Genomic DNA, 12,715 nt, shown 5'->3' with positions numbered 1-12,715 from the left:
TAGTTCCTCCTAAATTTTTTTGAAAAACTCTTCTTAAATAATATAACAAATCTAAATCATAATTTCTACTAGATTATAATAATTCTTTTTAAGTAATCTTTATATTAAAGAACTGGTTATTAATAATAAATATTAGGGAAGATTCAGATAATATAGCTTACTAGTAAATTATACCTTTTATTAGCAGGAAAAGGTAAATATTACTCCGGGTTTTTGGTTAATAATAGCGTTTTCCTAGTGAATCGTTAAATGTGGAGAGTTCTTATATTAATTCTTATATAATAGAGGCGACTACCATACGAAAGGACATGGTTATGCAACTTACATTAACTTTTATCATTTTGGCAGTTACGATTATTTTATTTACTACAAATCGATTGCGGGCAGATCTTGTCGCAGTAATGGCATTATTATCATTTGTTATATTAAATATTTTAACGCCTGCTGAAGCGCTGGCAGGGTTTTCGAATTCTGTAGTCATTATGATAGCAGGGCTATTTGTTGTCGGGGCAGGTATTTTAAGAACGGGACTTGCTGGTATGGCAGGAAACCTTCTATTGAAATGGTCGGGGGATAATGAGCTCCGTCTCTTTATTTTGCTGCTTGTCATCGTCGCAGTTGTCGGGGCGTTTATGAGCAATACAGGTACGGTCGCGTTAATGCTGCCGATTGTTGTTTCGATAGCAATCAGCATTAAAGTAAGCCCGTCCAAGTTTTTGATGCCGCTATCCTACATTGCGAGCATGTCGGGGCTGATGACGTTAATTGCATCGCCGACAAACTTGATCGCTTCACAAACACTCGTTGATCATGGCTTCGAAAAACTGGGGTTTTTCACAATAACTCCAATCGGAATTATCGCGACGATTACCGTCATTGTATATTTAGTATTAGTACGTAATGTGCTGCTGCCGAATGAGGAAAACCGTTCGCAGTCAAGTGCGGGGTATAAGCTTTCTCCAAAGAAAATTGCCAAGGAATATGATTTGCAGGATAAGCTGTTCCGGGTTGTCGTTAGCGAGCATTCGACAATTTCGGAACAAAAGCTCGCCGATTTGAAGCTCCCGGCAACCTATTATATTTACATTATGAAAATTAAACGCGGTGCTGTGCAGGAAGGGCTTAATTTACGCCCGATGACGTACCAGGAACTGGCGGGCCCGACAAGTGTTATTCATGTCGGCGATGAGCTGTATGTTCAAGGTCTGGCAGATGATGTTGCAAGGTTTGCTCATGATTTTGCATTAACTGTTCAGCCGTTTGAAGATCATGCAAAAGAGCTCGTAACGAAAAAAATTGGTGTGGCGGAAGTGTTATTAACACCGCAATCACGTCTTATTAAGGAGACGGTCAGTAAAATTGGGTTCCGTGAAAAATACAATTTGAATATTTTGGGGATCAACCGTAAAGGTGATTACCTATTAAAAAACATGGCCGATCAAAAGCTGCGTTTCGGTGATGCGATTTTAGTGCAGGGAACATGGGATGAAATCGAAATGCTGTCCCGAGAAACGCAAGATGTTGTCGTAGTGGGGCAGCCGCGTGAGTTAGCAGGAGCAATTGCCGCAAACGGAAAGGCACCGATTGCAGGTATTATCATGCTGCTGATGATCGGGCTTATGGTGTTTGAAGTATTTGATGCCGTCATTGCTGTATTAATCGGGGCCGTTCTTATGATTATTACAGGCTGTCTGCGCAATATGGATGATGCATACAGTAAAATGAACTTCGAAAGTATCGTGCTCGTAGCGGCAATGCTTCCGATGGCGACAGCGCTTGAAAAAACAGGAGGAATGACGATTCTGGCAGAAGGCATTATCAGTGTGCTCGGTGATTTCGGTCCATTTGGCGTATTAATGGGGATTTATTTACTGACAGTTGTTTTCGGGCAATTTGTTAGTAATACGGCAACAGCGGTACTATTTTCGCCCATTGCCATCACTGCAGCACTTGCTATGGATGCGAACCCGTATACCTTTATGATTGGGGTAGCAACTGCTGCGAGTATGGCGTTTGCAACACCGATTGCATCTCCGACGAATTCCCTTGTACTAACAGCTGGCGGTTATAAATTTATGGATTTCGTCAAAGTCGGTGTTCCGTTACAGGTCATCATGTTTATCATTATGATGATAGCGGTACCGTTGCTGTTTCCGTTTTAGTCGGTACAGAATGCTGAATTTTTATAAGGGGTATTTGAATGGGCAAGGCATTCAAATACTCCTTTATTTTACGGCAACAGTCTGTACAATTTTATTTTCCTGTACACCTAAATCAATAACACCATCTTCACTCTTAATTTCCAGGCGCATCACATCACCAGGCTGTAAATATCCGTGATCTTTTTGTGAATTGTAGAATGCATCCACTTTTGCTTCATATGAGATGGAGTTATCGTAAATAATGCCTAAAATGTCCGCATTCAGACGTAGACCTACACCAGCAGGAGTACCTGTCAAAATAAGGTCACCGGTATTCAAATCAAAAATGCTCGACATTTCAGTTAAAGTTTCAGTCGGTTTAAATAAGAGCTGATCTGTTTTCACCTGTTGACGTATCTCTCCATTTACGGTTAAATGAAGCTCCAATTTTTCCAAATAATCAATTTCGCCGTCTTCCAATAAGTAAATATACGGTCCAGTAGGGCAGAAGCCGCGATAGCTTTTTCCTTTAAACCATTGCTGTTCAACGATTTGTACATCCCGTGCCGAAACGTCATTCGTAATAACCAATCCTGCTATATAATCTTTCAAATTATGCTCCGTCACTTCAACCGCTTCTGTTACGTCCTGCTTCATAATAATGCCTAGTTCAATTTCATAGTCGAGTAGTCGAACATGTGCAGGGCATACGATATTTGCTGTTGCAGAAGTTAAAGTACTTGATGCCTTAGTAAATAGTAGATTATAGGGCGGCTTTTGCTGTGAAAAGCCGGCTTCAACACGGTGTGCGCTGTAGTTAGTACCTTGGCAGTAAATGTTTGCATCATCTGTTACAGGCGAAAGAATGGTAATGTCAGATTGAGTCACAATATGACCTGTTTGTTTTGCAGTAACAATATCCTCCATACCCGTCGTTAAAATATCCCGTAATGATCGGTAAGAACCGTTGATAACGTATAGTTCATCTTCTAACACACCCCATTGAACCAAATCATCTTTCTGAAAACGTACTAATTTAATTCCCATTACAACCCCTCCTAAAATAGTAAAGCTAACGTAATTTTAGATGAAAAGAGTAAAAAATAGTTAGTTGTTAATTAATGGATTTATAAAGAAGAAATCAGTAAAAATTAATGAATAATAAAAAAAGAGACTGTTCAACTATGGAGAAATCCATAGCGAACAGTCATTTAATAGGTTAAGCCACCTCTGTCTGACCTTCACTATCATTAATGGATAGTGGCGATTTTCTTGTTGTAATAACCGCCCAAACAATTGCTAAAACAAACAAACCAATAGAAGATATTAGTAAAGTTGAACGTCCGCCTTCTAAGCCAAAAGCACCTAGAAGAGTGGCAAACATATAAGGGCTTACAATACCGCCCAAGCCTTGACCAGCAGCTGCGATTCCGACATAGGAAATCCCTTTTGCCAAGTTTGCTAGCTCGGATACTCGTGCTAATACGCCAGGAAGTACGATTCCCAAACCCATGCCGCCGAGTACACTTGCTACAAAAATCATCGTTAAGCTGCCTACTGCAGAACACCATAAAATACCGGTAGCTGTTAAAAGTACACCTAGTGGTACGATCAGGTTTGGCATCATCGAACGCAGTTTACCGAAGATGAAGCCTGTTATTAGTGTACCTGTTGTAAAGAGGGAAATCGCCAGACCGGCTTCCGTAGCATTTCCTAAACCTTCAGACTGAATAATGATTGAGATATTTGTTACATAGCCATAAATGAAGGCAGAGAAAATAATTTGCCCAATTGTAAAGCCGTATACTGTTTTTGGTGCTTTAAAAAGCACATCTTTAATGGAAGCATTGGGTACCTCTTGTTTTTTCGGCTCAGGTAAGAACAGGAACGTAATAGCTAAAATCCAAATAGGGAATAAGTACACTAGGAATCCATAGTTCCAACCGTAAGCGTCTGCCAGCATACCGCCGACTACTTGGAAGAAGATTGCCCCAACACATGCGATTGTCGATGTACCGAATCCGATTAGGAAATCACGTTCACGGCCATCAAAGAAACCAGTAATAATATCAATGGATAAAGGTAAAGTAATACCAACACCAAGGCCTAAAATACCACGGAAAACAATAATTGCGAATAGATTGCTTAAAAAGAATGGCATGATACCGCCGATTAAGAATAAAATTAAACCGGTCATCAATAATGCACGTTTTGAAAATTTATTTGCTAGCTTACCATAGAAAAGGGAAGGGAAAATTTGAAGCAAACCTGGCATTGTCGCAATTAACATTACAGTAGTAGGGCTAAACTCCGGGAAGGCTACAATAAGGTCTGCCATAATCGATCCAGCTACACCAGCAGCTACGTCTTGGAAAGCGATCAGGACAATTAAAAACTTTAAAAAACCTCTTTTGGATGTTGGAAACATTAAATACCCCCTAATTTTTATTTTGTTTGAACCTTAAAGACTCGGCATGTTGTGCAAAATACCCCCTCAATCGATTGAATATTCAGATATTAACATGTAAGCCCTTTCACAGTAACGATAATAATTTACGGAAAAGTATTTTTTAATTAAACAAAAATTGTTAAATATCGTCACGAAATGCTCTGGCTGAATACGTTTTAAATAGTCGAATGTAACAACAAATAAAAAAAGTACAAAACTACGGAATTTCCGCTGTTCTGTACTCGAAATTCGGTTATTCTATTTCAATTTCACCTAAAACTATTAAAGATTCGATTAAAAGGATTAATTCAAAAAGGTTTTTAGAGCTGCGCAGGTTCCGATCGAGCAGTTCTTCAATTTTTTGAATCCGGTAAACTAGTCCGCTCATCGATAAATTCAAGTCAACCATTGTCAGATTAAGGTTCCCGTTATGATTTAAAAATGTATATAAAGTCTTCAAAAATTCGTCTCTTTTATTTGGTTTTAATGACAAGATAGGTTCCAGCTCACGGAGGGCCAATTTCACAATAATATCGCTGTTTTGATGATTAATTAACGAACCAAGTATATTTGTATTCTCGAAATATACGATTGTATCCCGCTTATTAATATTTAATGAAGAAATTGCCTGCCGATGTGCTTCCACAATGTCCTCAATATCGTTAATGACACGGCTTAGTCCAATACGGAAATCATAATTTCTGAATTTACGTTGTAAATGCTTCAATATATTCTGGAAAATATCATCGGTATCATCCTTTTTAGGGAACAGAAATACAATTTCATCCTGGAACTCTGTAATGAAAATCGATGTTTGATGCATTTCCAAATAGACGATGACTGACTGAATAATTTTAGAAATATTGGATGCTTCATGAACGGGTATGCCTTTTTTGGTAATGCCAAGACTTCCGATATAAAAATCTTCGTTTAAATCAATTTGTAGGAGGTAACTGCGGCTGATCATACTTTTCTTTGAAGTATACTGCTGCTGCAGTAACTGTTCAAAAAAGTAAGCTTTAATATTTTCAGTCGCTTCCAGACTCGATTTTTCATTTAAATAACAAAGGGAGATGGAAACGGCCGAACGTTGTAAATAATGCATTTCTTCTTTAAAATTCGTATCTTTCGAAAAATATATGAAGGATATATAACCGATAATCTGCTTCTGCACAATAATCGGACTAATTAACCGGGTATGATTCGGACAATCCACCTGACTTGGCTGCATAGGGTCGATTGGCTGGATTAAAATTTTTCCGGATTTCGTTTGGGGCATTTGCTGAATAAAGTCGTCTTTAATAAAATTCAGCTGCTCCTGTGTTATCCCGATCGAGTGGTGTGTATTAAAGCTTAAATCCTGTACGATAGCTGGTATGTTCAACGTATTGTAAATTGTCTCCAAAATCTGGTCGATATGCATTCCTTGTGAAATACCCAATGTTAAGTTGTTATGGAAAGTCGATACTTTTTCTGTATGTTTCTTCTCCTCGAAAAGCTCCATATATGTTTTGTTCAAGTCATCAATCATACGAGTCTGACTAATTTTCTTTAAGTCAGATTGAGTTTCAGGGTCCCAATGCTCCAGCATGCGCATTTCAAATGCACAATGCTCGTCTCCTTTGGCACGACAGGTCATTTCTACAATATATACTTCTTTTTTCGTCAAATAAGAGGTAAACCCGCTTGAATAACCGGCCAGTGTATGACAAATACAGGAATCGCTTTGTCCGAAATGTTTCAAATGTTCCTCAACTTCATAAGAATTAACCCAAATTCCTTTAGCGTACATATACTTCACCGTATCATCAGGGTGTAACTGTAAAACTCTTTCAGAAAGGAGATCGGTAATTTGTCCAGAAGCAAGGTGATATCCAACAGCACTGTTTAGTTTTTCCGTTAGTGTAAGTGGTAAATAATCGACTTCTTTGGCGTGAGTAATACCGATATTCCAACCGTAACGCTGTAAGAAAAATTTCGCGTATTCAAGGCCTAAGCTTTCAATTAATTCCTTCCTTAAAATTCCAAATGTATTAGTAGTAGTGTACAACGCTTTATCTACATAAGATGAGCCAGCCATTTTCAACCTCCTGAATATTCGGAATATTAACTATTTTAAAATGAAACATACCACACTTTACATCGAAATGAGAAGAAAATTTTTAAATTTTGTTAAATATTAGTAAGAAAATTACTATTTTCAACTTGTTATTATTTTTTTAGAGAAACTTTAATTCGAGGTCAGTTACTACTAATTTTTCTAATATACCTTATAAAAATTATTATCCAGAAAGCTGCTTTACATAGAAAACGCATTTAATTTAATCTGAAAATTGACTTCCGTAAAGATGAAACACAAAGGTCTAGAACAATCTATACAAACCGTATTTTTATACGATTGGACGTTTGCTGTCTGATCAAGATTCGTTAATTTTTACTTATATTTGATTGTAAATTCCACAGATATTCACCATATTATTCGAAATTTAAAACCGTAATATTGAATTTAACAAATATAAGGAGTTGAAATGATGACGACAGCGCTTACAGAAAGACAAATTGAAGTAATGAATAAAATGCAGGAGATTGCAGCGAATGTTCGTAAACGTGTAAAAGAAACAGAGGAGATTAGAAGAATACCAGAAGCGACAATGCAGGAATTGAAAGATTCTGGCTTAATGTATATTTTACGTCCGGAACGATACGGCGGTTTGCAGGCAAATGTCGAAACTTACAGCCAGGTCATTATTGAACTATCGAAAGCATGTGCCTCAACTGGATGGATTGCTTCTCTTTGTGCGATTCGCGATATTATGGTGGCGGAATCATTCAGTGAAAAGGCCCACTTGGAAATTTTCTCTGACAACCCCGAGGATGTATTATTTGCGGGTGTATATGAACCAAGATCTTGTACTGTACGGAAAGTAGAAGGCGGTTACCTTGTTGAGGAAGGTCATTGGATGTTCTGCTCTGGTTCACTGCATGCGACTTGGGGTTACTTTGGGATGTATACAAAAGATGAGAACGATAACATTTTAGAGCAGCTGTTAATGACAGTACCGTTTGATGTGCTGGAAATTGAAGATGACTGGCATACGTTAGGTCTTCGAGGAACGGGCAGTAATGCGGTGAAAATGAAAAATGTTTTCGTACCGGAACACCGAGTTACATCATTTGTAAAAATTTTGGACGGAGATTTCCAGTCACCGCATTTACGAGATATTCCGTTATATAACTCTGCACTGTTCCCATGTTTAATTTTATCTTTGGGCTTACCGGGTTTAGGTGTTGTGAAAGAGATGCTTGATAATTTTAAACAATCATTACCGTACCGTACTGCCCAGCATATGGGTGTGAAAATGATCAAAGATGCGGCGAGCACACATCAGTTATTAGCAACAGCTGAGTTAAAAGTAGAAACTGCTGAACTTTACTTTATGAATTTAGCAAAGTCTATTGATGAGTGGGCAGCAAAAGGTGAGATTATGCCAAAAGATTTACGTCTGAAAGCTTTGGCGGATATTGGCTACGCAAATGAAATGCTGAATGAAGCGGTCCAAGCAATTTTAAGAGCGAGCGGATCCGGCTTTGTCTACGATGCGAGTCCGATGCAGCGTCTCCTTCGTGATTTCTTAACATTAAACTCCCACCGTTCATTGTCTCCGGTTATTACAAGAGAAAACTATGGCAGACAATTAGCGGGTTTACAGCCAAATCAAATTCGTTATTAAGTAAATATTTACGGAATTTTTAGAAAAAACTAAAAAGTTTTCTTGTAGTTGATCGTTGTGAATTAAAGTACAGTTACTTTTAAGTAAGGGGGCTAAGTGAATGAAACAAGCAATAGCAAAATTAGGGTATGTCGCGTTACAGTCTTCGAATGTGGAAGCATCATTGCATTTTTTCCAGGATGTTATCGGCCTTGAGCTAACAGAACAGATTGGAGATACGTATTATTTACGGGCGTGGGGAGACTTCCAACACCATACACTGTCCATTGCGCCGGGTGAAGCAGGTCGGGTAACCCATATCGCTTTCCGTACAAAGCGCAAAGAAGATGTGGCTTTGTTTGCGGATCAATTAGGCGGCAAAGGTTATGAAATTGAGCATATCGCCGCTTGGACAACTCCGGGAATCGGTGAAGCAATCCGTTTTACGGCACCATCGGGACATCGATTAGAGCTTTATTATGATATTGAAAAACCGGTTGTGGAAGAAAGCCGTCGCTCTGTCCTGAAAAACCAAACGTATAAATCATACAACAAAGGCGCCTCTCCTCGCCGTCTTGACCACGTTAATATTCATACGGATGCGGATTCAAGTGTCACTTATAAATTCTTCACGGAAGAACTTGGTTTCCGGATCAATGAGTGCGTTGAAACAGAAGAAGGGGATATTTTAGCCGGCTGGATGAGTGTAACACCATTAGTACATGATGTGGCTTTAGTATCTCATGAAAAGCTTGAAACAACAGCGCGATTCCATCACATTTCTTACTGGCAAGATAACTCAGGCGATTTACTACGTGCTGCGGATATTTGCAAGGAGCATGGGCTGCAAATTATTGGACCTGGAAAACATAGTATTTCTCAGGCAATTTACTTATATGTAATCGATCCTGGAAGCGGTTGCAGAGTGGAGCTGTTTACAGGCGGTTATTTAATTTTCGAGCCGGACTGGGAAACAGTTGTATGGCGTCCCGAAGAACGTGCATTTGGAAACACATACTGGGGGGACAGCATTACAGGCAATCCGCTTATCGTGCCGACAATTGATGCAACAGGTATTAAAGAAAAGAAAGCTGTTCCAGCATTAGAAGTATAGGAGGATGGAAAATGACAGTAGCAAATGAAGTGACAATTAAATCAGGTCACGTGAAAACAGGTAAATATACATCGTTTGTCCATGAGGCAGGTTCAAAGACAAATGAAACGATTCTATTTTTACACGGTTCAGGTCCTGGTGTAACATCAATCGCCAACTGGAGTTATGCATTAAATGACTGTGGAAATGATTTTCACTGTTTAGCACCTGACTTATACGGCTTTGCGGATAGTGATCATCCGGATGAACCGCTAAAAAACCGTCAATTATGGATGGATTGCTGGGTTGAGCAATTAATTGAGCTACTAGATTACTATGAAATCGAAAAAGCACATGTAGTAGGGAACTCTTTAGGCTGTTCCATTGCGCTGGAATCGCTGCTTGAATATCCGGAACGCTTTGACCGTGTTGTATTAATGGGTCCGGGCGGTACACCTAATACAAAGTTAAGCTTAGAGTTGGCTCGCGCAAAATCATTTTATGACAATCCTTCTAAAAAACGTTTACAACAAATTATGGGTTGGTTCGTTTACGACAAAGATGCGATGCAGCCGGTTATTGACGGTTTAACAGATGCGCGTTATGCCAATGCAATGCGTGAAGAAGTGAAGCGCTCAAATAACTTGATTTTTTCAACGGCAGCTGTACCGATTCCGGTCGTAGCATTGAACCGCATCAACCATGAGATTTTGCTAATCCATGGTCAAAGCGATAAAGTATGCTCAATCGAATCAAGCTACTATTTAGCAGAACATATTCCGAATGCCCAATTGCATGTATTCCCTCAATGCGGTCACTGGACACAGATCGAGAAAAAGGAATCGTTCAATTATTTAATTCAACAATTCTTTAACCGTAAAATTTAAGCTCTTCTGAGTGTTTTCCGCTGAATGATAATCAAGCGCTTACAAAATGAAGTGGAAGTGATTTGAAAATGTTAAATGAACAAGCAGATATCGTCGTAGTAGGTGCCGGAAATGCCGCGTTATGCGCGGCCATTTCGGCAGCAGAACATGGCGCGAAAGTAACGGTACTGGAAGTTTCCTCCGAAGAAGAAAAGGGTGGCAATACAACATATACGCACGGATCAATTCGCTTTGCTTTTAAAGATGGTGAAGAGGTCCGGCAATTGCTGCCGGATATGACAGGTGAGGAATATGCGATGACGGATTTCGGCAGCTATCCAAGCGAACAGTTTTTTGATGACGTATGTACGATGTCAAACTTTCGTACAGATTACGATTTAACATCGGTCATGACCGACAAGAGCTTTGAAACGATGCAATGGTTACTCGATCACAATATTAAATTCATCCCAATCTATGGTCGTCAGGCATATAAAATAGACGGAAAATTCAAATTTTGGGGCAACATGGTCATCGAAGCAGTCGGCGGCGGAAAAGGCTTAGTTGATGCGTTACATAATGAAGCCAATCGTCTAGGCATTACAATTCATTACAATACGGCGGCTGTTGATCTCGTAACGGAGCAGCGCAAAGTAAAAGGGATTATCGTCCGCCACGCCGGTGAAGAACGCCAAATTGACTGTCAGGCAGTCGTGCTGGCAAGCGGCGGTTTCCATGCGAATGTGGAAATGCGTACGAAGTATTTAGGACCTGGTTGGGATACGGTTCATACGCGCGGTTGTAAATATAACGTGGGAGACGGCTTACGAATGGCAATGCAGCTCGGGGCCCGCACAACAGGAAACTGGTCCGGTGCACACGCGGTTGGAGGCGACCGTTATTTGCCGGACTATAAGGAAGGCTTCCAGAAATTAAGCTACCCGTTCGGCATCCTTGTCAATAATGAAGGCAAACGCTTTATAGATGAAGGCTCCGATTTCCGGAATTATACGTACGCCAAGCTTGGACGTGAAATATTAAAGCAGCCAGGGCAGTGTGCATGGCAAATTTTCGATGCAAAAACAAAACCTTTCCTGCGAGAAGAATACGAAGGACGACACGTATCGAAAGTGTCCGCGCCTACGCTGGAGCAATTAGCTGAAAAGATGGACGGCATCAATAAAGATCTTTTCCTGCAGGAAGTTCATTCCTTTAATGCAGCGATCAACCGTGATGCGGTATTCAACCCGAATATATTGGACGGCAAAGCAACAATTGGTTTGAACGTACAGAAGTCCAATTGGGCAAACCAGATTGAAGAAGGTCCGTTTGAAGCGTATGCAATCGGGTGCGGTATCACATTTACGTACGGCGGTTTGAAAATCTCGAAAAAAGCGGAAGTCATTCATAATGATTCCACAACAATAGATGGTTTGTATGCAGCGGGTGAAATTGTCGGTGGTTTGTACTACGACAATTATCCGGGTGGTGCGGGGTTAACTTCCGGCGCGGTATTTGGCCGCATTGCAGGTGAACAGGCCGCAAAATATAGCCGAAGAAAAATTACGATTTAAGGGAGGAAGTTATATGACAATTATAGAGCGCAGAGTAAAAACAGGGGATTACGAAACATTTATTATAGAGGGCGGTATCGGAAATAAAGATGCGGTTATTTTAATCCACGGATCTGGCCCTGGAGCAAATGGTAAAGCGAACTGGCAACTTGTCATCGATGATTATGCGGAAGATTTCCATGTAGTCGCCCTTGATCTATTCGGTTTCGGCAACACGGACCACCCGGAGGAATATCCGGAAAACGGTGTGCAATGGATGTCGGTACGCGTGAAGCAGGTACTCGACTTAATGGATGCACTGAACATTGATAAAGCAAATCTGATCGGAAACTCATTAGGCGGCGTTGTAGCAACATATTTGAACATGGCTGCCCCAGAGCGCTTCAATAAAATTGTGCTAATGGGTGCAGGTGTTTCATTGTCACAGCCAACTCCGGAGCTGTCAAAACTGGCAAACTTCCATTTAGACCCGACAAAAGAAAACTTGAGCAACTTACTGAGCTGGTTCGTCTATGACTTGGATCGTATGCAGGACTTTGTGGATCAAGTGGTAGAGGCACGTTGGGAGGCATTCCAACGCCCGGAAATTCAGCGTTCTTACCGTGAAAACTTTACACGTTCAACAATGATAGAATTCCAAATTCCGCAAACGGCACTGGAGCGTATGCAAAATGAATTTTTATTAATCCATGGCTACCACGACCGTTTCGTACCAGTACAAAGCAGCCTTTATGCGCTGGAACATTTACCAAATGCAGAGCTGCACATCTTAAAAAGATGCGGTCACTGGGCAATGATCGAACAGCGTGAAGAATTTCTACACGCGACAAAGCACTTTTTCACAAAGGATAAAAAAGAAGTACATTCTTAATCATAATAGGG

General features: G+C 40.2%; 9 protein-coding genes. 6 read left to right on the top strand and 3 right to left on the bottom strand.

What is annotated here, in order from left to right; genetic code table 11:
* The first annotated feature begins 314 nt into the window (after positions 1–314).
* Entirely contained in the window at positions 315–2,162 is a 1,848-nt protein-coding gene (locus ABS917_RS06590) for an SLC13 family permease (protein ID WP_350478256.1), read from the top strand.
* Between the two features lie 63 nt (positions 2,163–2,225).
* On the opposite strand, the gene ABS917_RS06585 is transcribed toward ABS917_RS06590, so the two are convergent.
* The 3 genes from ABS917_RS06585 to ABS917_RS06575 all read right to left on the bottom strand — a co-directional run bounded on the left by ABS917_RS06585 (position 2,226) and on the right by ABS917_RS06575 (position 6,670).
* Complete coding sequence (locus tag ABS917_RS06585) at positions 2,226–3,188, bottom strand: fumarylacetoacetate hydrolase family protein (RefSeq protein ID WP_350478255.1); 963 nt, start codon at positions 3,186–3,188, stop codon at positions 2,226–2,228.
* Positions 3,189–3,360: 172 nt separating this feature from the next.
* The gene (locus ABS917_RS06580; protein ID WP_350478254.1) at positions 3,361–4,569 is read right to left on the bottom strand and encodes an MFS transporter; all 1,209 of its coding nucleotides are present in this window, start codon (positions 4,567–4,569) and stop codon (positions 3,361–3,363) included.
* Between the two features lie 274 nt (positions 4,570–4,843).
* Positions 4,844–6,670, bottom strand: a complete 1,827-nt coding sequence (locus ABS917_RS06575; RefSeq protein ID WP_350478253.1) for a V4R domain-containing protein — start codon at positions 6,668–6,670, stop codon at positions 4,844–4,846.
* A 451-nt stretch (positions 6,671–7,121) separates the two neighbouring features.
* Here ABS917_RS06575 and ABS917_RS06570 point away from each other — a divergent pair, with 451 nt between their 5' ends.
* From ABS917_RS06570 to ABS917_RS06550, 5 genes are all read left to right on the top strand, one after another.
* A complete protein-coding gene (locus tag ABS917_RS06570) occupies positions 7,122–8,321 on the top strand; it encodes an acyl-CoA dehydrogenase family protein (protein ID WP_350478252.1) in 1,200 nt (399 codons plus the stop codon).
* A gap of 100 nt (positions 8,322–8,421) precedes the next feature.
* Positions 8,422–9,414, top strand: coding sequence for a VOC family protein (locus tag ABS917_RS06565; RefSeq protein WP_350478251.1), 993 nt, complete (start codon positions 8,422–8,424; stop codon positions 9,412–9,414).
* A gap of 11 nt (positions 9,415–9,425) precedes the next feature.
* The gene (locus ABS917_RS06560) at positions 9,426–10,280 is read left to right on the top strand and encodes an alpha/beta fold hydrolase (RefSeq protein ID WP_350478250.1); all 855 of its coding nucleotides are present in this window, start codon (positions 9,426–9,428) and stop codon (positions 10,278–10,280) included.
* A 68-nt stretch (positions 10,281–10,348) separates the two neighbouring features.
* Entirely contained in the window at positions 10,349–11,833 is a 1,485-nt protein-coding gene (gene tcuA, locus ABS917_RS06555) for an FAD-dependent tricarballylate dehydrogenase TcuA (RefSeq protein ID WP_350478275.1), read from the top strand.
* A 13-nt stretch (positions 11,834–11,846) separates the two neighbouring features.
* On the top strand, positions 11,847–12,704 hold the full coding sequence (locus ABS917_RS06550; RefSeq protein ID WP_350478249.1) for an alpha/beta fold hydrolase: 858 nt from the start codon (positions 11,847–11,849) through the stop codon (positions 12,702–12,704).
* Positions 12,705–12,715 lie beyond the last annotated feature (11 nt).

It is taken from the genome of Solibacillus sp., assembly GCF_040273735.1.
Classification (GTDB): Bacteria; Bacillota; Bacilli; order Bacillales_A; family Planococcaceae; genus Solibacillus.
Note: the sequence above shows the minus strand (reverse complement) of the source record. Positions and strands in the feature narration are given on the sequence as shown.

What these genes read in the sequence shown, in the direction of transcription:
- ABS917_RS06590 (WP_350478256.1), top strand. Translation starts at nt 315, where the DNA reads ATGCAACTTACATTAACTTTTATCATTTTGGCAGTTACGATTATTTTA.
- ABS917_RS06585 (WP_350478255.1), bottom strand. Translation starts at nt 3,188, where the DNA reads ATGGGAATTAAATTAGTACGTTTTCAGAAAGATGATTTGGTTCAATGG.
- ABS917_RS06580 (WP_350478254.1), bottom strand. Translation starts at nt 4,569, where the DNA reads ATGTTTCCAACATCCAAAAGAGGTTTTTTAAAGTTTTTAATTGTCCTG.
- ABS917_RS06575 (WP_350478253.1), bottom strand. Translation starts at nt 6,670, where the DNA reads ATGGCTGGCTCATCTTATGTAGATAAAGCGTTGTACACTACTACTAAT.
- ABS917_RS06570 (WP_350478252.1), top strand. Translation starts at nt 7,122, where the DNA reads ATGACGACAGCGCTTACAGAAAGACAAATTGAAGTAATGAATAAAATG.
- ABS917_RS06565 (WP_350478251.1), top strand. Translation starts at nt 8,422, where the DNA reads ATGAAACAAGCAATAGCAAAATTAGGGTATGTCGCGTTACAGTCTTCG.
- ABS917_RS06560 (WP_350478250.1), top strand. Translation starts at nt 9,426, where the DNA reads ATGACAGTAGCAAATGAAGTGACAATTAAATCAGGTCACGTGAAAACA.
- tcuA (WP_350478275.1), top strand. Translation starts at nt 10,349, where the DNA reads ATGTTAAATGAACAAGCAGATATCGTCGTAGTAGGTGCCGGAAATGCC.
- ABS917_RS06550 (WP_350478249.1), top strand. Translation starts at nt 11,847, where the DNA reads ATGACAATTATAGAGCGCAGAGTAAAAACAGGGGATTACGAAACATTT.